Annotated in this window: 20 protein-coding genes and 1 tRNA gene; 11 read left to right on the forward strand and 10 right to left on the reverse strand. The window is 44.6% G+C overall.

The genetic code is table 11. From position 1 onward, the window contains the following. The first annotated feature begins 47 nt into the window (after nt 1-47). Nucleotides 48-305, forward strand: a complete 258-nt coding sequence (locus tag KNQ08_RS14840) for a hypothetical protein (protein WP_023467133.1) — start codon at nt 48-50, stop codon at nt 303-305. A 116-nt stretch (nt 306-421) separates the two neighbouring features. On the opposite strand, the gene KNQ08_RS14845 is transcribed toward KNQ08_RS14840, so the two are convergent. Next, nucleotides 422-2,056, reverse strand: coding sequence for a peptide ABC transporter substrate-binding protein (locus KNQ08_RS14845; protein ID WP_214806224.1), 1,635 nt, complete (start codon nt 2,054-2,056; stop codon nt 422-424). Nucleotides 2,057-2,165: 109 nt separating this feature from the next. Next, on the reverse strand, nt 2,166-2,849 hold the full coding sequence (locus KNQ08_RS14850) for an MgtC/SapB family protein (protein ID WP_149426816.1): 684 nt from the start codon (nt 2,847-2,849) through the stop codon (nt 2,166-2,168). Between the two features lie 110 nt (nt 2,850-2,959). Here KNQ08_RS14850 and KNQ08_RS14855 point away from each other — a divergent pair, with 110 nt between their 5' ends. Then, on the forward strand, nt 2,960-4,357 hold the full coding sequence (locus tag KNQ08_RS14855; protein WP_208796388.1) for a basic amino acid/polyamine antiporter: 1,398 nt from the start codon (nt 2,960-2,962) through the stop codon (nt 4,355-4,357). Between the two features lie 57 nt (nt 4,358-4,414). Here KNQ08_RS14855 and KNQ08_RS14860 read toward each other — a convergent pair whose 3' ends face one another. Further along, nucleotides 4,415-6,442 (reverse strand): sensor domain-containing protein, encoded by a 2,028-nt coding sequence (locus KNQ08_RS14860; protein ID WP_149426818.1) that lies wholly within the window; start codon nt 6,440-6,442, stop codon nt 4,415-4,417. 186 nt (nt 6,443-6,628) lie between these two features. Between KNQ08_RS14860 and KNQ08_RS14865 the strand changes: the two genes are divergently transcribed. The 3 genes from KNQ08_RS14865 (at nt 6,629) to nagE (ending at nt 9,906) form a co-directional block, all read left to right on the forward strand. Beyond that, complete coding sequence (locus KNQ08_RS14865; protein ID WP_029340787.1) at nt 6,629-7,831, forward strand: ornithine--oxo-acid transaminase; 1,203 nt, start codon at nt 6,629-6,631, stop codon at nt 7,829-7,831. A 151-nt stretch (nt 7,832-7,982) separates the two neighbouring features. Beyond that, complete coding sequence (locus KNQ08_RS14870) at nt 7,983-8,180, forward strand: CsbD family protein (protein WP_149426819.1); 198 nt, start codon at nt 7,983-7,985, stop codon at nt 8,178-8,180. A gap of 217 nt (nt 8,181-8,397) precedes the next feature. Further along, complete coding sequence (nagE, locus tag KNQ08_RS14875) at nt 8,398-9,906, forward strand: N-acetylglucosamine-specific PTS transporter subunit IIBC (protein ID WP_023467140.1); 1,509 nt, start codon at nt 8,398-8,400, stop codon at nt 9,904-9,906. A 21-nt stretch (nt 9,907-9,927) separates the two neighbouring features. Here nagE and KNQ08_RS14880 read toward each other — a convergent pair whose 3' ends face one another. The 4 genes from KNQ08_RS14880 to yhfH form a co-directional block, all read right to left on the reverse strand. Then, nucleotides 9,928-10,830, reverse strand: a complete 903-nt coding sequence (locus KNQ08_RS14880) for an EamA family transporter (protein WP_214772474.1) — start codon at nt 10,828-10,830, stop codon at nt 9,928-9,930. A 100-nt stretch (nt 10,831-10,930) separates the two neighbouring features. Continuing rightward, nucleotides 10,931-11,572: a YkyA family protein gene (locus KNQ08_RS14885; RefSeq protein ID WP_214725346.1), complete on the reverse strand. Its 642-nt coding sequence runs from the start codon at nt 11,570-11,572 to the stop codon at nt 10,931-10,933. 15 nt (nt 11,573-11,587) lie between these two features. Next, nucleotides 11,588-12,214: a polysaccharide deacetylase family protein gene (locus KNQ08_RS14890; RefSeq protein ID WP_353049204.1), complete on the reverse strand. Its 627-nt coding sequence runs from the start codon at nt 12,212-12,214 to the stop codon at nt 11,588-11,590. 411 nt (nt 12,215-12,625) lie between these two features. Further along, nucleotides 12,626-12,772 (reverse strand): protein YhfH, encoded by a 147-nt coding sequence (yhfH, locus tag KNQ08_RS14895; RefSeq protein ID WP_064505459.1) that lies wholly within the window; start codon nt 12,770-12,772, stop codon nt 12,626-12,628. A gap of 185 nt (nt 12,773-12,957) precedes the next feature. Here yhfH and KNQ08_RS14900 point away from each other — a divergent pair, with 185 nt between their 5' ends. Together KNQ08_RS14900 and KNQ08_RS14905 are read left to right on the forward strand one after the other, a co-directional pair. Beyond that, nucleotides 12,958-13,584: a nitroreductase family protein gene (locus KNQ08_RS14900; protein ID WP_214772480.1), complete on the forward strand. Its 627-nt coding sequence runs from the start codon at nt 12,958-12,960 to the stop codon at nt 13,582-13,584. A 139-nt stretch (nt 13,585-13,723) separates the two neighbouring features. Then, a tRNA-Val gene (locus tag KNQ08_RS14905) sits at nt 13,724-13,796 on the forward strand. A gap of 46 nt (nt 13,797-13,842) precedes the next feature. On the opposite strand, the gene KNQ08_RS14910 is transcribed toward KNQ08_RS14905, so the two are convergent. Continuing rightward, a complete protein-coding gene (locus KNQ08_RS14910) occupies nt 13,843-14,394 on the reverse strand; it encodes a YdhK family protein (RefSeq protein ID WP_133208512.1) in 552 nt (183 codons plus the stop codon). 147 nt (nt 14,395-14,541) lie between these two features. Between KNQ08_RS14910 and KNQ08_RS14915 the strand changes: the two genes are divergently transcribed. The 3 genes from KNQ08_RS14915 to KNQ08_RS14925 are packed head-to-tail and all read left to right on the forward strand — an operon-like array spanning nt 14,542 to nt 17,126. After that, complete coding sequence (locus KNQ08_RS14915) at nt 14,542-15,891, forward strand: HAMP domain-containing sensor histidine kinase (protein ID WP_214806228.1); 1,350 nt, start codon at nt 14,542-14,544, stop codon at nt 15,889-15,891. Nucleotide 15,892: 1 nt separating this feature from the next. Then, nucleotides 15,893-16,543 (forward strand): response regulator transcription factor, encoded by a 651-nt coding sequence (locus tag KNQ08_RS14920; protein WP_023467148.1) that lies wholly within the window; start codon nt 15,893-15,895, stop codon nt 16,541-16,543. Between the two features lie 16 nt (nt 16,544-16,559). Further along, nucleotides 16,560-17,126 carry a histidine phosphatase family protein gene (locus tag KNQ08_RS14925; RefSeq protein ID WP_149426823.1) on the forward strand — a complete coding sequence of 189 codons (567 nt, stop codon included), beginning with the start codon at nt 16,560-16,562 and terminating at the stop codon, nt 17,124-17,126. Nucleotides 17,127-17,184: 58 nt separating this feature from the next. Here the strand turns inward: KNQ08_RS14925 and KNQ08_RS14930 are convergent, their stop codons facing one another. After that, the gene (locus tag KNQ08_RS14930) at nt 17,185-18,672 is read right to left on the reverse strand and encodes a phytoene desaturase family protein (protein ID WP_069940308.1); all 1,488 of its coding nucleotides are present in this window, start codon (nt 18,670-18,672) and stop codon (nt 17,185-17,187) included. A gap of 16 nt (nt 18,673-18,688) precedes the next feature. Next, nucleotides 18,689-19,234 (reverse strand): methyltransferase family protein, encoded by a 546-nt coding sequence (locus KNQ08_RS14935; protein WP_058703732.1) that lies wholly within the window; start codon nt 19,232-19,234, stop codon nt 18,689-18,691. A gap of 217 nt (nt 19,235-19,451) precedes the next feature. On the opposite strand from KNQ08_RS14935, the gene KNQ08_RS14940 reads away from it, so the two are divergent. Further along, entirely contained in the window at nt 19,452-20,279 is an 828-nt protein-coding gene (locus KNQ08_RS14940; RefSeq protein WP_149426824.1) for a M15 family metallopeptidase, read from the forward strand. Nucleotides 20,280-20,295 lie beyond the last annotated feature (16 nt).

Below are 20,295 nucleotides of genomic sequence, written 5' to 3' on the forward strand. Positions count from 1 at the left end.
GTCGTAGAAAACAGTAGGACAACAAGGTTAGAAAGGAGATCATCATTATGGATAAGACCTATTTTGAAGGACATGAAGCCTTGATTGCGGATGTCTACCGTTCATTCACGCGTCAATTTCATGCCCTACCGACACATCGACGAACGAAACGTCAGTTGCGAAATCTTGCATTCTCCGTCATTCGTCAAGCTCGACCGACATATGAGGAACGCACCGTTCTTTATGCATACTTCGCTGAATTCTTCCGAGCAGTTGAGGAAGGACAGGATGAAGAGATTGCTTTTTACAAACAAATTGCACAGTAAAGACCCCCGATGGCTCCGTCAGAAGGGGTCTTTGTTGTTTTTTGAGAATGTCGTCTGGAAATAAAAAAACAAGTAGGGAACGAGGTCCGCTACTTGTTCATCAATGTTTTAAAGGGTTATTTTACTTCCATCCATTTAAAGCTCATATCGGCACCGAATGGGTGACGGTACAATTTATCAATGTTTGTCCGTTGTAAGTAAGCTTCCCCTTTTTGGTAGATTGGTGCGATGGCGTAGTCTTCTGTCAACAGCATTTTTTCAGCTTCTTGCATGTCCGACCAACGTTTCGCTTCATCTGCTTGTTGTTTTGCTCCTTTAATGAGATCATCGAACTTTTTGTTCGAGTATTCCATCCGGTTGAAGCTTCCATCCGTTAACCACATATCGAGGAACGTCATTGGATCCTGGTAGTCAGGTCCCCAACCAGCCGCAGAGATATCGTAATCTCCCTTCGATTCGAGTTCGAGGAAGTTTTTGAATGGTTGTTGTTTGATTTTGATCGTCAAACCAGGCAGGTGCTTCTCAAGATCTCCTTTTAAGTACTCAGAAACCTTCTTAAAGGCATCTTCATCTCGTGAGAGCATGCTGAGTTCAACTGTTTTCACACCAAGTTCCTTCAAGCCAGCATCCCAAGCTTTTTTCGCGGCGTCAGCATCGTAGCTTTGAAGATCTGGATATTTCGCGCGGAAGTCTTCCCCATCTGGTGTAAACGTGAAGTCTTTCGCGACGATGAAGTTTGCTGGTTTTGATCCATCGTTTAGGATGACATCTGTAATCCCTTGCTTTTCAAAACCAAGCGCGAGCGCTTTTCGGATGTTCTTATTTTTCAAAGCTTTATTCTTTTGGTTAAAGCGAAGGAAGTTGATCCGAGCATCTGGACGTGTCTTGTAATCATCTGATTTTTCATACTGCGAAACGAACTCAGACGTAATTGGTGCGAAGTCGACTTCTTTCGCTTCGAACAGGTTGACGCCAGTTGAGATTTCTTTGACGACCTTGACATCGATTTTATCCATCTTGACATTCGCTTTATCCCAGTAATTTGGATTTTTCTTGTATGTCCAGCCAGCATTTGCTTGCCACTTATCGAGGACGAAAGGTCCGTTGAAGACCATTGTATCAACACTTGTCGCGAACTTATCGCCTTTATCTTCGACGAATGATTGTTTTAATGGTAAGTAAGTTGGGAAACTTGTCAAACCAAGGAAATAAGGTGCTGGAGCTTCAAGTTGGACTTCAAGTGTTTGATCGTCGACTTTCTTGACACCGAGCTCATCAAGTTCAGCGTCGCCAGCCATGATTTTGTTGGCGTTCTTTAAATCTTGTAAAATGTACGCGTATTCTGCTGCTGTCTTCGGATCAAGTGCGCGTTTCCAAGCATAGATGAAATCATCTGCTGTGACGGCTGATCCATCTGACCACTTCGCATCTTTACGCAGTTTGAATGTGTATGTTTTTTTATCTTCCGACACTTCGACGCTTTCCGCGATTCCAGGTGTTGGTTTGTTATCTCCATCAAGACGATATAGCCCTTCAAAGACGTTGTTCGTGACGATGATGGAAGTCGAGTCCGTCGTTTTCGTCGGATCTAGCTGAGGTACATCCGTCGTCGAAACGAGTGTGACTTCCTTTTTTTTGTTTTTCGAATCTGATCCGCTTGTGTTTTCGTCATTTCCTTGCCCGCATGCAGCGACAGCAAGAAGCGCGATGCTGGAAAGTCCAGCAAAAGCGATTTTCGATGGTTTATTCATGGAACGATGACCCCCCGAGAGTTAGTGTTAAATATTTCAGAAAAATGTGAACATATTGTTAATTTAAGTGAAAGTGATTAAAAATGCAACATAAATTTTCAGATAATTCTCACTGATCAAGGTCTATATCCTCAATTCCAAGCGATTTCAAATAGTCATAAAGTAGGAATAAGGTCAGCTTATGCGGGGAATACATTCGTAACGTCAATCGAACGGGATTACCACGTAAACGCATATTCGTAATACGGACACCTTTACGCTCAAGAGCAAGAACGATGTCCGTCGGATCAAGTCCGGAAGGAAGTAAGAGATGCGCAACGAGGACATTTGCTTCGAACCGACTATTGTTGATACGTCCCATCATCCGAGTTAAACCTTCCAGTAAGAGGAAGAGAAAGAGAACGAGAAAAATCGACTCCCAGATGAAACCTGCACCGACAGCGATTCCAATCCCGCTTGCACTCCAAATAATAGCGGCAGTCGTTAATCCGCTGACGATATCATGCGGTCGACGTAAGATGACACCAGCGCCGATAAAACCGATTCCGGTAATGATTTGGGCGACGAGACGCATCGGATCCATCTGAACATTCGTCGCCATGTCATGGTAGAGTAAGACCGATTTGATGGAAACGATGGTTAACAAGCAACTGATCAGGGTAATTACGAGGCTAGTGCGTATACCAACCGGTTTATTTTTGATTTCACGCTCGAATCCGATGAAAATTCCAAGCGTAGCGGCTAACAGGAGTTTTAGAAGGTCTTCGAGCTGAAATACATGAATCCAGTTCATTTGTCTCAAATCCTTTCTTTACTTTAAAAGGTGATTTGTTATAATGACTTTTGTGTCTTTCGAATGAATATACGTAAGATGTAATAGATATACGAAAAAGGAAGTGTCTCATCATGAATCAACAAAAAATCGGATTCTTTGCGCTCGCTGCAATGGTCATCGGTTCCATGGTCGGTGGAGGAGCTTTTAACCTTCCTGGTGCAATGGCCCAAAGTGCAAGTGCAGGGCCTATCCTCATCGGGTGGAGTATAACGGGGATTGGCATGATCATGCTCGCGCTAGTATTCCAACATCTCGCCAATAGTAAACCAGAGCTTGAAGGCGGTATCTATGCCTACGCGCGTGAAGGGTTCGGACGTTTCGTCGGTTTTAACAGCGCTTGGGGATACTGGGTATCGGCGTGGATCGGAACAGTTGCGAATATCACGCTCGTGTTCAATGCGATTAGTTATTTCTTCCCGATTTTCGCAGCAGAAAATCGAATATTCCTTCTTTTGATGAGTATAGTCGTCATCTGGGGATTGTTCTGGCTCGTCTCGAGCGGAATCAAGGAAGCGACGCTGGTCAATTTGATTACGACGATCGCAAAGCTCGTTCCAATCTTGATTTTCATTCTTCTAGTAGGAATTGCTTTTAATATCAAAACGTTTAATTTGGATATCTGGGGAGAGGGAACAGAACTCGGTTCGATTTTTGATCAAGTAAAAGGAACGATGCTCGTCACACTATGGGCTTTCGTCGGTATCGAAGGTGCTGTCGTCTTATCAAGCCGTGCCAAAAACCGAAGTGATGTCGGGAAGGCGACAGTAACAGGACTTGTTGGCGTTCTTGTCATCTATATCTTAATTTCCGTTTTATCACTCGGAGTGCTCAGTCAAGAACAACTAGCTGGATTAAAAGAACCGACGATGGCGTATGTATTAGAGGCAGCGATCGGACCGGTCGGTGCGACGATCATCATGATTGGTTTGATTATCTCACTATCCGGCGCACTTCTCGGATGGACGATTCTCGCATCGGAGATTTCGTATCTCGTTGCAAAAGACGGCGCATTTCCGAAAGCATTCGCAAAAACGAACCGGAAAGGTGCTCCAGTCGGTGCGCTGTTGATTACACAAATCGCGACACAGGTCGTCGCTGGAATCGCACTCTTCTCAGCACAAACCTATCTTGTCCTGTCGAGTATCGCTGGGATTTGTGCGTTATTGCCATATTTATTGTCAGCGTTGTATAGCATTCGGACATCGCGAGAAGAGCGCAATCAGAAAATGTTACTTTTCTCTGTCATCGCATCAGCGTATTCAATTTGGCTCGTCTATGCGTCGGGTATCTGGTACATCGTCATCGCGGCATTAGTCTATGCGCCAGGGATTCTCGCATATGCGTTAGCAGAGCGAGAACAGCAACGGACGGGCATGTCACGTTATGAGTGGATTGCCAGTATGATTCTCGTTGTCTTAGCAGGAGTAGCTGTTTACGGAATGGTTGTAGGAGAAATTCAATTGTAAGAAACTCTATGCAAAAGAAGTCACGGTGATTGTTATCCACCGTGACTTCTTTTTTGATTAAGGTGTTAAGAATCTCTTTTCGACATCCTGTACAGATAGAGGTTCAGAGAAAATAAATCCTTGCATATGCTGACATGATGTCGTTTTTAGATAATCTAACGCGTGTTCTGTCTCAACACCTTCAGCGACAAGATTCAACTCTAGATTGCGACCGAGTTGAATGATGGAATCGAGCAAAGCATGATCATTTGTCGCCAGACCATCAATGAATACTTTATCGATTTTTAATTCGTCGATTGGAAAAGCACTGAGATACTGTAAAGAAGAATAACCAGTACCGAAATCATCGATTGATAAACGGAAGCCGAGCGACTTGATGAGGTGCATGCGTTCGACCGTTCGTTGTGTCTGTAAGATTGCAATATTCTCTGTCATCTCCAGCGTAACGGAAGATGGTGAAACGAGTCGCTCCGTTACGATATGTTGCAGCGTTCGAATAAAGGAGTCGCTTTGGAACTGATGCGGTGAGATATTGATTGCGATCGTCAGTTCAGGGTCAATCGTCTGTTGCCATTTTGCGAGCTGTTCACATGCTTCGATGATGACCCAGTTGTTGATAGGTGTGATCAGTGAAGCTTCTTCAGCGAGTGGGATGAACTCATCTGGTGGAATGCTCCCGAGTGCCGTGTGATTCCAGCGTAATAACGCTTCGAAGCCTTTGACGGCTTGTGTCTGAAGTTCAATGATTGGTTGATAAGCAAGATAAAGGGATTGATCTTCGAGTGCTGTGAAAAGGGAGCGCTCGAGTTGGATTTTCCGTGTGAATTGTGTGTCCATCTCGTGCGTTAAATACTGGATCGTTCCAGTACCAATCGATTTTCCTGCGTATAGAGCTGTTTCCGACCGGCGATATAAATCTTCCAATGTTTTGGCTTCGGACGGATAGACCGTGATCCCGAACGTACAAGAAACGATCAATGAATGACCGTTGATATAATAAGGACGCTGCAGTGCTTGTTGTAGTTTTCGAGCATATTGGAAAAGCAGATTGCTCGACGGTGCAGGTAACAAGACACCAAATAGATCACTCGTCGGATGAAAGGCGAGTACACCTGTCGTATGTTGCAAAAGGCGTGTTGCCATCGCTTGAAGTAGTTGATCGCCGACATGTGTTCCAAACGAATCGTTGATGACTTTGAAACGATCGATATCGAACAAGATGAGCGCAATCGGATCATGCGACGCGGCAGAACGGAATAATGCTTCGCCTTCGCGTAAAAATCCTCGTTTATTTAATAAATGCGTCATCTCATGATGATGTACTAAAAAATCGAGTTCTTCTTCAAGTGCTGTTGTTTCCGTGATGTCGTTCCCGATGAACAAATGTTGGAAGCGAACGCCGTTCGCATCATAGATCGGAATGAGCGTCGCTTGGAGATGTTTTCGTTCGCCCGTTTGCGAAGTGAGGCTAAGGCGACCAGACCATGCTTTTCGTTCACGAAGTTGTGCACGAATCCCCGAAACGACGGGACTGGATGGATCTAGGATGAGTGACCAAGGCTGGTTGAGAAGCATCTCAGAGCAATATCCTGTCACATCGATGAGTTGATCATTCACGTACGTGATCGTTCCTCGTGCGTCGAAGACGGCGACAGAAGCAATCTGATCGAAGGCATGACGCAAATCCATCAATCCTTGGAAGAGTGGTTTCATATTCGTTTGTTGCTCAGCTGAAGGGATACAGCAAGCAAAAGCGGCAATGACAGTTCCTGTATCATCAAGTAAAGGAGACAAAAGGAGAGTTGACGTTACAGAAGTGCCCGTCTTATGCAATAAGGAGGCATTCGGTAATTGGACGGATTGACGGCGCTCCAAGAAGGCATGCCAAATCTGCTGGCTGAATGCCATGTCTTCCCGTTCAAGAAGTGGAACAGTCTGACCCACGACTTCTTGTTGTGTCCAGCCCCATTGCTGTGCGGCTAGCTCATTCCAAGAGCGGATGGTCAAGTCAGTATTCAATATGAAAGCGGGTAAAGGGAATTCTTGAATGACGACTTCATAGGAATCAATGGTCGAACGGTCCATTACGTGCGCACGCTCCTTTATATTGAAAAGAGATGACGGTTCACTTCTCTTGTCTTTTCCCAATATATTCAATTCTTACGCATTAGAATCCTTTCGCTCGGATACTTTTTAGATGAAGATTCTGTGAAAGAATCTGCTATAATAACATTGAAAGCGTTTTCTAAAGAGTTATGAGGGGGAATTTCGATGAATCAAACAGAGAAAATCATTCAACAGACAGAACAGTTCGGAGCACATAACTACCATCCACTCCCAATCGTCATCTCAGAGGCTGAGGGTGTCTTCGTTACGGATCCTGAAGGACGTCGCTATATGGATATGCTAAGTGCCTATTCAGCCGTTAACCAAGGACATCGTCATCCAAAGATCATCGACGCCTTAAAACGTCAGGCAGACAAGATTACATTGACGTCACGTGCTTTCCACAATGATCAACTTGGCTTTTTCTATGAAAAAGTAGCACAATTGACGGGTAAAGACATGGTGTTACCAATGAATACAGGTGCGGAAGCTGTCGAGACAGCAGTAAAAGCAGCACGACGCTGGGCATATGAAGTCAAACAAATTCCAGGTGATGCTGAAATCATCGTTTGTGAAGGAAACTTCCATGGTCGGACGATGACAGCCGTCTCGATGTCGACGGAAGCAGAATACCAACGGGGATTTGGACCGCTTCTTCCTGGAATCAAGACGATTCCATATGGCGATCTTGAGGCATTAAAACAGGCGATCACTGAAAATACAGCGGCATTCATCTTGGAACCGATTCAAGGCGAAGCGGGCATCTTAATTCCTTATGATGGTTTCTTGAAGGACGCACAAGAAGTTTGTCGTGCGCAGAATGTGTTGCTCGTATCGGATGAGATTCAGTCTGGACTCGGTCGTTCCGGTAAATGGTTTGCTTCTGATTGGGACGAGGTAACACCAGACATGTACATTCTTGGTAAAGCACTGGGTGGTGGTGTATTCCCAATCTCGTGTGTTGCCGCGAATAAAGATGTCCTTTCTGTCTTTAATCCAGGTTCACACGGCTCGACATTTGGTGGTAATCCACTTGCGTGTGCCGTCTCGATTGCTTCACTTGAAGTATTAGAAGACGAAAAGTTACCGGAACGTTCACTCGAACTCGGTACGTACTTCATGGAGAAACTAAAACAAATCAACAACCCGATGATCAAAGAAGTACGTGGTCGTGGATTATTCATTGGTGTTGAGTTGACAGAAGCAGCGCGACCATATTGCGAAGCGTTGAAAGAAAAAGGCTTGCTCTGTAAAGAAACACATGAGACAGTCATTCGCTTTGCACCACCGCTCGTCATTACAAAAGAAGAATTGGATTGGGCGTTCGAACGGATTGAACAAGTGTTAGGTGTTTCCGTCGCCCAGTAAATGAATAGATTCATCGAACAACAGTGGACGAGATGTTCACTGTTGTTTTTGTTTGGATGAGTGTTGGTTTTTCTTCAGGAAACGTTTGAAAATCAGTGACAAGGGAACAGACAACTATCGCAAAAAAAACTTTTAAACGGGGGTAATGGTTATGTCAAACAACAGTGGTCTCAATAAAAAAGCAGATGGTCTCGTCGATAAAGTAGCAGGTAAAGCGAAAGAAGCGCTCGGGAAAGCAACAGGTGATAAATCAACAGAACGCGAAGGTAAAAAAGATCAAGTAAAAGGTGAGGCGAAGAAAACCGTCGGTAACGTCCAACAAAATTTCGAAGATACGAATCGTCGCTAATACTGTCTTAACTAAATAAATAAATAAATCCGGACTGAGTAATCACTCTAGTCCGGTTTTTAGTGTCTGCTATAATGAAATTTTATATCACCTAAAAAGATGAGAAATAATTTGTATAAAGGTCTAGTCATTTAGTTGTTTATGTGGAATAATAAAAAACGTAAAAGCGTTTACATTGTTCTGTCATTATCGTTTTATTCAGGAAAGGGTGAAAGGTATGTTGCAGTTTCTACAACGAATTGGTAAAGCCTTGATGCTACCAATCGCAGTACTACCGGCTGCGGGAATCGTGCTCCGGTTAGGTTCGGCGGATATGCTTGATATTCCGTTGATGGTAGCAGCAGGAGGGGCTATTTTTGATAACCTGCCATTGATTTTTGCCATTGGTGTCGCGATTGGTCTATCGATCGATGCGAGTGGAGCAGCGGGTCTTGCTGGGGCCATCGGGTATCTTGTCTTAAAAAATGGCGTCGACTCGATGAACAAGGATTATTCCAGCGCACAGATTCAGGCGAAGTATGATGCGATCGCTGCGATCGTCAATGATTCCTCGACTAAGGTCGACGGAGCGACACTTGGTTCGATCGCGAATCAGGCGACACTCGGTTCGACCGTTAATATGGCGGTATTCGGTGGAATCATCGCGGGTATCGTCGCAGGACTTCTATACAATCGGTTCTATAACATTAAGTTACCGGATTGGTTAGCATTCTTTGGTGGTCGTCGTTTCGTTCCAATCATTACATCAGCGGTCATGCTCGTACTTGCTTTCATCTTTGGTTATGTCTGGCCGTTCATCGAGCAAGGCATCAACGGTGCTGGTGAATGGATGGTTGGTCTTGGTGCAGGAGGCGCTGCTCTGTTTGGATTCTTTAACCGTCTCTTGATTCCTGTCGGCTTACACCACGTCTTAAATAATATTTTCTGGTTCGTCTTCGGTTCATATGAAAAAGCAGATGGTACGGTCGCGAACGGTGACATCGCGCGCTTCTTCGCTGGAGATCCGACAGCTGGGATTTATCAAGCAGGCTTCTTCCCAATCATGATGTTCGCCTTACCGGCTGCAGCTTTTGCGATCGTTATGGCTGCGCGTAAAGAAAATCGAAAAGCAGTTGCTGGAGCGATGATTGGTCTTGGACTGACGTCCTTCTTGACAGGGATCACGGAACCAATCGAGTTCTCGTTCATGTTCTTATCACCTGTTTTATATGTCATTCATGCGGTTTTAACTGGTCTATCGATGGCAATCGTTAACTTACTCGGTATTTTACATGGCTTCTCCTTCTCGGCTGGTTTCATTGATTACGCCTTAAACTTCGGGATTGCCACAAAACCATTACTTCTCATCCCGGTTGGTCTCGCGTTCGCGGTCGTCTATTACTTCCTGTTCTACTTCATGATCACGAAATTTGATCTGAAGACACCAGGTCGTGAAGATGAATCGCTCGTCACAGACACGGGAGTCGTTTTGACAGATTCAGACGATAAATATGAGCAACAAGCAGCACGCATCTTTGCGGGACTAAAAGGAACAGAAAATGTCACGTCGATTGACAACTGTGCGACACGTTTACGTCTTCAAGTCAAAGATCCAAGCATCATTGACGAAGCAGCGATTAAAGCGGCTGGAGCAAAAGGTGTCATGAAGATGGGGGCGACTAGCGTGCAAATCATCATCGGCACGGACGTCGAGTTCGTTGCGGATGCGATGAAACGACAGAAGTAAAGAAAACGACCTTTCCTGAGCTCAGGAAAGGTCGTTTTGCTGTACGTTCGCAACAGCTGCTGTTTTGCTTGAGCGATAGATTGGATAAAAGATTCCGATCAAGATGATGACGATCCCGATCCATTGGGAACTCATCAGATGTTCTCCTAAAATTAAGACAGAACAGATGACTGCTGTCGGTAGTTCAGCCGCTCCAAGTAAAGAAACGCTTGCTGGGGAAAGATGAGGGGCGCCAGCAGCAAATAAGAGTGGTGGTAAAATCAACGCGAACAGACCGAGCGGAATCGCGTATAACAGAAGTCCATTTTCGAAGTTCGCAGAGGACAAGAATGTCGTCGGTGGATACATGGTCATGACGAAAGCAAGACCACCTGTCATCATATAAAAACTTTTCTTGATGACGGGTAAATGATTGGCGATGCGTCCACTAGCGAGTAAGAAAATTGAGAAGCTGACAGCTGCTCCAAGACCGAATAATGTTCCACGTAAATCGAGTGGACTCGAGTAAGCGGCACTCGCAAGAATGGCTCCGCCAATCAGTAGAATCGCGGACAGGAAATGCGCGCGAGTAGGTAAACGTCTGAATGCGAGCGCATCGATGACGACACCGATCCAAGTAAATTGGAATAAGAGAATGATCGCAACGGATGCGGATACAGTCTGAAGACTTTGATAGTACAGATAACCGGTTGTACCACTTGAGATACCGATCAGCATGAGCAGACCAGCTGTCTTGAGATCGAGACGAAGATTTTTCGTAAATAAGGCAAGTCCGAAAATCATGAGCCAGCCGAAGAAAAATTGACTACCTGAAACGGCTGCTGAGTTAAATCCAGCGGCATAAGCGAGTTTGACGATCGTTGAGAGGACACCATAACTGATAGCGCCAATCAGAACGAATAAGGTTGCTTTTGAACGATGCATGAATAAATTCCCTCCATTTTTAATAAAAACCACACAAAAAAGGTTGCAACAGGGCCTTGTCCAGGTTTTTTGGACAGGGTTTGGTTGCAACCTGTGTGATTTATTGAGTTGATGTGTCGAGCAAACGATACAGCTGGGTTTTCGTTTGATTATACTGAACGGTCAGCGCATTCCACTTCTTTAATGACGCGGTAGCTTTCCGTGTTAAACGATTTAAATCCGCTGTTGACTCATCAATCTTAACGAAATCCGGTTTTTTCGTCAAGCGTGAAAGCACTTTCTTTTCAGCGTCCATCGCTTGTCGATACGTTTTCGAGAACGTTTGAAATGTCTGCTGGCGTTCCTTGATGATTGTCACTAAGGCAGTTCCTTCTGTTTTTGCTTTACCATCAAGTTGGTTGACAGCATCCTTCAATTCTTCAAGATCGAGTGCAGCGTACGTTTCCTTACGTAACGTTTCTTCTTGTTTCAATAAAGCAAGCCGTTCGTCATTTAAGGCTTCTAATTCCTCTCGTTCATTTTGAGAGCGTTTGATTTCTTCAGCACCTGCATCAAGAACGGCTTGGTACGTATTAACTGAAATTTCATCCTTACGAGCACGTTGATCAGCTAGCGTGAATGCCTTCTCTTCACCTTTCACTTGTTGCTCTAGCTGTTCATGAAGAGAGGCTGGTGAATCGTTGGAACAGGCAGCGAGTCCAAAGCTCGACAGGAACAGTACTGCTACGAATGTTTTTTTCATCTGGATAGTAACTCCTTATAAATTCGAGTGTTGCGCGAAGTTGTACGGAATATGGAAATCTTCATCATAAATCGCGAATTGATAGCCTTTTTTCTGAAGTCCGGCAACAATGGCTGGAAGTGCCTTGATGGCTTGTGGTTGTTCATGTAAGAGTATGATTTCAAACGGACGCTCTGCTCGCCGAATGACCGTATTCGCTACTTCTTTTGCACTATCTTTGTAATACCAGTCCATTGAATCGATTGACCAGTCCCACACACGGAAGTCTGCTGAATGAATGGCAGATGCCATTTTTTTCGTGATGCCGGGATCAGAGCCATAAGGTGGTCGTGTCAAATGTGGTGTTAGCTTCGTCAACTCATGGATTTTCTTCTGAACACTTTGCATCTCTGAGACATACTTTCCTTTTTCGTACAATGTATCGTAATCGTGTGTTTCCCCGTGTAATCCGATATAGTGTCCAGCTTTAGCAGCAGCTTTGACTTCTTGCGGAAAAGCATCTACTTGTGATCCGAGATAAAAGAAAGTGGCACGAGTCTGAAGTTGATCCAATGTTCGAAGTAAGTCCGGTGTTAATGCGGATGGACCATCCTCGAATGTTAAATAAGCGACTTTTTTCGTCACACCATTCCATTTTTCCACGCGTGCTTTTTCCATATTGACGACAGGTACTTCAGTAATGGATTTACCTGTCGTAATGGATTGCTGTTCAGGAGTAAAAACGTATCGATAAGCGACATATCCCCCAACTCCGAGAAAAACAAGTGTGAGAAGTAAGAAAAATCGAGGGAAAAACTTTCTTTTTTTTGTACGCGGTCGTGGACCGAGTTCGCTAGCGTGGCTTGAGGTAAATGGATCCATCGTTGTCTGTCGCTCCTTTTGTCAAAAAATATCATATACAGATAATGTAACATTCTGACTGTTTCTTTTGTAACAAACAGATGACAAAAAGATGACGGAAAATCGATTTTTCTAAAAAATATCGATTTATTTAGAAAGAGTTTAAAAGAAATAAAAAAACAACCACTAAGTAAGTGATTGTTTCATGTGTTATTAGTGTTCTGTTACAGCACACTCATCGCATTCCGTTTGATAGGATTCACATTGTTCATCCATCTCTTTTCCGCAATGGGCACACGTCTTGACGGGAAGCTCACGATAGAATGCAGCAGATGCTTCTTGGTAAAGGGGTTGTTCCATGTGTTTTTCCTCCTTCAAAGTAAACGCAATGATCTTTTTTCTTGATTTTATTGTATTAGTACAGAAATTGAATGTCAACTATTGTTTTATAACAGTTAATTCATTTGAAGTACTGATAGAGGACAATGAAAAAGAGACATGCTACGATATCTAAGTAATCTGATAATGATAAGGGGGATTTACACATGACACAGGCAACACTTGATACAATACGTGTCTTAACAGAAAGACGTTCCGTTCGTCATTACGACGAAACGTTCAAGCTTTCAAAACAGGAAGTAGAAGAACTATTAGAATGGACGACAGCCGCGCCGAGTGCTTGGAATTTGCAACACTGGCATTTCACGGTCTTTCATTCGGAAGAAGCGAAGCAGCAGCTTGCACCGATCGCATACAATCAGCCGGCTATCACTTCGGCTTCAGCAGTCATTGCGATCTTAGGTGATGTTCAAGCTAATCGAAACTACAATCCGGTGTACGGGCCAGCAGTGGAAGCAGGTGGCATGACAGAGGATCTGTTTGATTCGATCAAGGCACAGGTAGAAGGCGCTTATCAAAGTGAGGCGTATGGACGCGACGCGGCTATGTCGAATGCGAGCCTTGCTGCGATGCAATTGATGCTTGCGGCAGAAGCGCGTGGATTATCAACACTCGCAATGGGTGGATTTGATCATCAACGTTTTGCGGAAACGTTCATCACCGAGTCACGGTATGTACCGGTCATGCTAATTGCTGTCGGAAAAGCGGTTGAAGATGCGAAAAAACGTCCGGCACTACGTTTACCGATTGATCGAGTATCAACCTTCCTGTAAGTCATTCAAAATGGGGGAAGCGGGGTTGATTCCCCCATTTTAAATTTTTTTATTTTTTTTCGGAAAAAGACTTGTCAGCCTTTTAGTTTCTTGATATATTAATACATGTCCTAGCAAGTACATAACGTACTGCAAACATGATTCTGTAGCTCAGCTGGGAGAGCGCTACCTTGACAGGGTAGAGGTCGCTGGTTCGAGCCCAGTCAGAATCATACCGAAAGCCCGCTTTTCCTTTATAGGAAAAGCGGGCTTTTTTTATTATTTCTTTATCTCATCCTCTGTGACCCATTTATGGTTTTTCACCATCTCTCCACCGTCCGTCGGTTCATAGTTCACCATGTAGACCGTCGTTTCCTTTACTTCATCAATCGTCGCTTTTGCTCCATCCATACCTTTCATATGATCCGCTTTGACAGTCGTTTCATCACCAACTTGCAGTGGTTTAGTTGGAACGGGATCGAGTTCTTCCTGAATGACCCATTTATGATTTTTCACCATCTTTCCACCAGTAGTCGGTTTGTAACTGATCGCATAGACGACGGTATCGTAAGCTCCCGCAATCGTTGCTTTAGCTCCGTCCATACCGTCCATATGATCCGTCGTCAACGTGACGTTGCTTCCTTTCGGATAAGTCGGATCACTGGCTTCCTTTAAACCGGATGGTAGCTTTCCGTCGCTCGAATGCATCATATCTCCATGAGACATATCGTGTGAGTCACTATTACTTCCATCGTTATTGGCGGATCCACATGCACCGAGCCAAAGCGTAGAACTAAGAGCAAGTGCGGTTAATGTCAATGATTTTTTCATATAAAACCCTCCTGAAGTCACTAGTCTTCTTTACTATACCCAGCGTATATGCAAATCGTGTGCAGATGAGGTGACAGTTTCGTTTGCCTGCGTCGATCGCGTTTTTTTTAGCTATACTAAAAGTGGAGAGAAAAAGGAGGAATCGTCATGCGTCGTATTTCATACTCAGTCGGAGGAATCGTGCTTGCGGCATTTTTAATTTGTGGCAGTGTGTTGTTTGGGACATTGTATTATCAGTTGTCTCAAACACGAACGCAGGAAGTAGTAGACGGTTTACTGAACCGAGGAAATACACACCGTGATGTCCTTGTCGATTCCTATGACCAAACGACGATGCGCCATGTCAGCATGATGGAAGCAGATTCATCGTTTACTGTGGTGATCACTGATGCAGATGGAAAACAACTCGAAGCGTCACGACCTTTGTCGAATGAGATGAAGAGCATGTTAGAGCATACGGATTTTGATTACCGTCAACAAGGAAAAATCGTGACGATGCGTGACTTTTTAATGACGGACAGTCCCATCAACATTGACGGGGAACATCGTGGTCATGTCTTCATGTTCGCTTCTAAAGCAATCGTAGATCACGTACTTGATCCGTTGAAACAGCAGTTTCTCCAAGTGGGTCTGCTAGCGCTTTTATTAGCAGGTGCGGCAAGCATTTGGACGACCCGACTCATTTCTCGTCCGTTGATTCAGATGGAAAAAGCGACAGCGCGTCTATTGGATGGGGAAGGTGGAGAGTTGCCGATTGATCGAAAAGATGAACTGGGACAATTGGCGTGTTCGATTCAGCAATTAAAACAAGATCTCGATTTTTTGAATCGGGAACGATCCGAATTTTTAGCAACCGTATCTCATGAACTACGAACACCATTGACATATATAAAGGGATACGCGGATATTCTCGAACGCCAAACGTTGACGCCGGATGAACAACAACGCTACATTACGATCATTCGAGAAGAAAGTCAGCAAATGAATGAATGGATTGAGCAATTGTTTTGGCTAGCACGAATTGACGCCAATGCTTTTATGATGGAGCGAAAACCTGTCGATGTCGAAGACTTGATTCATCAAGTGATACGATTGATGCGTCCAGACATCGAACAAGAAAATGTTTCGTTCGAGATAGAAGGTGAGCGATTAGAAGTGATGGGTGACGCTCAGCAGCTCCGTCAGATGATCGTGAATATCATTGAAAATGCACGGCGACATACGACGTCGGGAAAAATTATCGTTCGTTATGGTGTCAACGCAGTAGGGGCTTTCATTCAAATCGAAGATACAGGAGAAGGGATCGCTGCAGAATCTTTACCTCATGTAACGAAACGGCTCTACCGAACGGAAGCATCTCGTTCTCGAAAACATGGAGGAACTGGAATCGGACTCTCCATCGTTGAAGCAATTGCTCAGACACATGGTGCAGAATTGAACATCAAGAGTCAACTTGGACATGGAACACAAGTGACACTGCAGTGGAAGGAGAAATAAAATGCCGCATGTATTGATCGTAGATGATGAACCAAGAATGCTTGAACTGCTCAAACTGTATATTCAGCCGTATGGGTACACGTGTCAGCTTGTGGATTCTGCGCAACAAGCTCTTGATCTCTGCCGTCAGCACGTATTCGACCTGATTTTACTAGATGTCATGATGCCGGATATGGATGGCTGGACATGTTGTCGTCTCATTCGAGAACACTCTAACATCCCGATCTTGATGGTTACGGCTCGGAATCAACGGGAAGACATCATTCGGACACGAGAAGTAGGAGCGAATGATTACATATCAAAACCGATTCAAGAAGGGGAACTGATCGGGCGAATGGAAGTTTTATTACAGCAACAGTATGATGGTCTATCCTATGACCGGGAAAGCTATCGTTGTAGTTACCTCCAACAAAAGATTTCGTTAACGAAAACGGAATTTGAGTTGTTAGGTGTATTTTTAGATTCTCCACGACGTGTTTGGACGCGCGATCAACTAACGACGATGTTATGGGGAGCGGAAGCGTCTGTAGACGAGCGGACGATCGACTCGCATATCAGACATTTAAGAGAAAAACTACGTGTTTGCGGTTTTCCGATTGAACAGCATCTCGAAACAGTTCGCGGAATCGGATACCGCTGGACACACCAATAAAGGGGAAAATCAAAACATGACGACACTCTATTTCGTACGGCACGCACACTCGACATATTCACCAGATGAACGGAAGCGGTCACTTTCCGATGCAGGACAGGCAGATGCGATACGTTTACTTGAAACGTTTAAAGGGATTCCAATCGACAGATTCTACAGTAGCCCGTATCAACGGGCAATCGAGACGATTGCACCGCTCGCGGAGGCACGTCAACAACCAATCATTGAGGTAGAGGAACTACGAGAGCGATTGTTGGCACCGGGAGAGCTTGACGATTTTCAAGGAGCGGTCACATATGTATGGCAACATCCGAATGAAAATCCGTATGGAGGCGAAACGAACAAAGAAGCGTCGCAACGCATTCGACCATTCATCGACGAATTAGTGGAGAAGCATCCTGACGAAACAGTCGTTCTTGGAACACACGGAAATATCATGGTGCTACTTTTAGAAACATTTGATCCGACATTCGATTACGCATTTTGGAAGTCCTTACCGATGCCAGCCGTATGTCGAATGGATGTGAAATCAGGAGAAAAGGCGGACATTCACGTCGTACCACTTTTGACGAATACAAAGTAAAAAAGAGACGGAACTGATGCGTGAATCAGTTTCCGTCTCTTTTGTAATTGGAGAAATCTTAAGGTGTAGGAACAGCACCTTCATGTTTTCGGATCAAGTCAGCCGTCAGTTGACCGGACAATGTGACCATCGGTACACCGCCGCCTGGGTGTGTCGAACCACCGACGAAATAAAGTCCTTCGTACAAGTCACTCTTCGATGGAATCTTGAATCCACCATTTTTCTTCCGGTCGGCTGCGACACCATAAATCGATCCACCGTTTGGACCGTATAATTCCTTCAAATCTTCTGGGGTAAAGCGATATTCAAACTCGATCGATTCTCGAAGTCCATGAAGTCCCATCCGCTCCAGTTTATCGAGAACGACTTCACGGTACGCATCCCAGTCGACCTCACCTTTTTGAAGTGTTAGCGGTGGAACGTGTGTCAAGACGAATAAGTTATCCTTCCCTTCAGGAGCTTGGGAGGCGTCGGATTTTGACGAGACTCCGACGTAAATCGTCGGATCCTCAGGAGGGGTACCTTCTTTGAACATTTGGGCGAATTCACGCTCTGGATTTTCCGAGAAAAAGAAATTATGATGCGCTAGCCCGCGATACTCACGATTTACACCGAGCAGCAGGACAAGACCTGAAACGGAAGGGGCAAACGACGCTTGTAATTTTTTTGCCTGTTTTCGGGCTTTTTTCTCCGGTACGATCCGTTCGTAAGTCGGGATGACCTCAAGGTTTGAAACGACGATGTCGGCTGCATGAAACGTTCCGTTTGATAAGACGCCAACCGCTTTTTTATTTTCAAGGACGATTTGTTCAACGGGTGAGTTGAGATGAACCGTGACACGGAGCTCATCAAGCAACCGTTTCATGGCACGCGCGATTTGGTACATACCACCTTTGACATAATAGATGCCGAGTCCCATTTGAACGTAAATCATCTGATTGAAGACAGCAGGTGCCTGATACGGGTTGGAACCAACATACATGACCATATAGTTGAACAGCTGTTCGAGATACGGATCATTGAGATGTTTCTTTGTTCCGGTCGCGACCGTATTCATCGGGTCCATCTTTAATAAATCAGACATCGTATGGTATTTTTTTAAGTCCTTTAAATCTTCGAGACTGTATTTATAAAAACTGTCGAGGCACAAGTCGTACATTTGTTTGGAGTACCGGAACAATTCAACGAAATCAGCCCGTGACGAGACTTGTTCGACTTCTTCAAGCATTCCAGGTAAGTCACCTTTGACATCGATTTTTGTTCCATCCTCAAAGAATGTACGCCATTGCGGTTCAATGCGCTCGATTTCTAAGTAATCATCCAAGTTACGATGAACGCTTGAGAAGAGTTGTTCGAGTACCCAAGGCATCGTTAAGATGGAAGGACCGGTATCGAAAGTAAATCCCTTTCCACTCCGTTGATTCAGTTTCCCTCCGACGTTTGCATTCTTTTCAAGCATCGTGACTGCATAACCATCTCCAGCCAAACGAATGGCAGCAGACATACCAGCAAGACCTGCTCCAATGACAATTGCGCGTTTCTTCAAATGAATCACTTCTCCTTTAGTAGATGAATGGAATCAATCGTTTTCGTTTCGCAGCCCATACCGTATAGGCAGGTCCAAAACCTTTCGTTAACATCGCTTCCTCGATTCGAATCCGGTAGAGCAAGAAAATGAACATCAGAAGTCCAGAGAGAATGAAGAGTCCGGACTGACCGGTGAACAGGGGGAAGCTCATCGTAATCAACAACAATCCACTGTATAACGGGTGACGTAAAAAGCGATAAGGACCGCTACTGACGAGCTGATCACCAGACGCCACGACGACATGACGAGTGAACTGTTGCTTTAAGTGGAGAATTCCCCATAAGCGCAAGGAAACACCACACCATAACAAAATGCATGAAGAGATGCGCATGACAGAAGAAACGGTTTCATTCGCAAAGAGGAAAGCGCAGACGATCGTTCCGCTTAGGACAAGGAAAATCAAATAAAAACTCACTTGTTCTGCTGCGCCTGACTTAGACTCGGAGCGATTCCGGAAACGAATCATCTCACCAATCCAGCAGATGCTACCAATACTGAAAATCCATTCCCAAAGTGACACGTACGCTACTCCTTTCTACATCAGAATCATGTTTCGAAAACGCATACATCGTTATTTACCCATTGTAATTCGTCCTTAAGCTACATTTAGAAAACTTCAGAAATACTTCATTTTCATGACAAGCATTCCGAAAGAACCCTGTTTGAAAAAAAGAATGGTATTCTAATCTAAAATATGGATGCAGATTAGAACATGCATTAAAGGAGATATACGATTCATGAAATACATCACGACACTCATCACGACGTTGACATTAACAGCGGCCTGTACATCAGTGTATATACCAACAGTCGAAGCATCGACTTCTACTTATCGGCAAGCAAAGACATCTCTTCATTTGCGTAAAGGAGCATCGATTGATCAACCGAGTCTTGCGGTTATTCCGACGGGGATCTATGTGACGGAACTTTCAAAAGTCGGTACGTGGTCAAAAGTACAATATGGTACGAAGATTGGTTATGCGAGTACGAAGTACCTACTGACGGATGAACAAATCGGTGGGAAACGGATCGGTAAGACCCTCATCGCGAATAAGAACTTAGCGCTCCGCGCGACGTACGCTCCTGGTGAGAATCAACAAGCAAGAGCAGCGTTTGAGAAAATGCGTGTAGCGGCTAAAAAAGAGGGAATTACGCTCGTTGCGTTTAGTACATATCGCTCCTATGCCTATCAAAAAACGTTGTTTGATAAATATGTTGCGCGGGATGGTTATGAGAAGGCGAGTACGTATAGTGCAGAACCTGGGAAAAGTGAACACCAAACAGGTCTTGCGTTTGATATCGGAGGCGCTGATTCAACAAAATACGCCACGTTTAGCTTTTCCAAAACAAAAGAGGCAAAATGGTTGTTTGCGAATGCTCACCGCTACGGTTTCCATCTCCGCTATCCATCTGGTAAAGAATCTTGGACGGGGTATACGTATGAGAGCTGGCACTATCGGTATGTCGGAGCAACGCTTGCCGCTCGTCTAAAAGTCAGTGGATTAACAATGGAGGAGTATTTCCACCTCGCACCATGGAAACCAGTAAAGGTTTCGACTCCTTAAAAACATGGTAAATAGA

It is taken from the genome of Exiguobacterium sp. s46 (assembly GCF_018618875.1).
Lineage (GTDB): Bacteria > Bacillota > Bacilli > Exiguobacteriales > Exiguobacteriaceae > Exiguobacterium_A > Exiguobacterium_A abrahamii.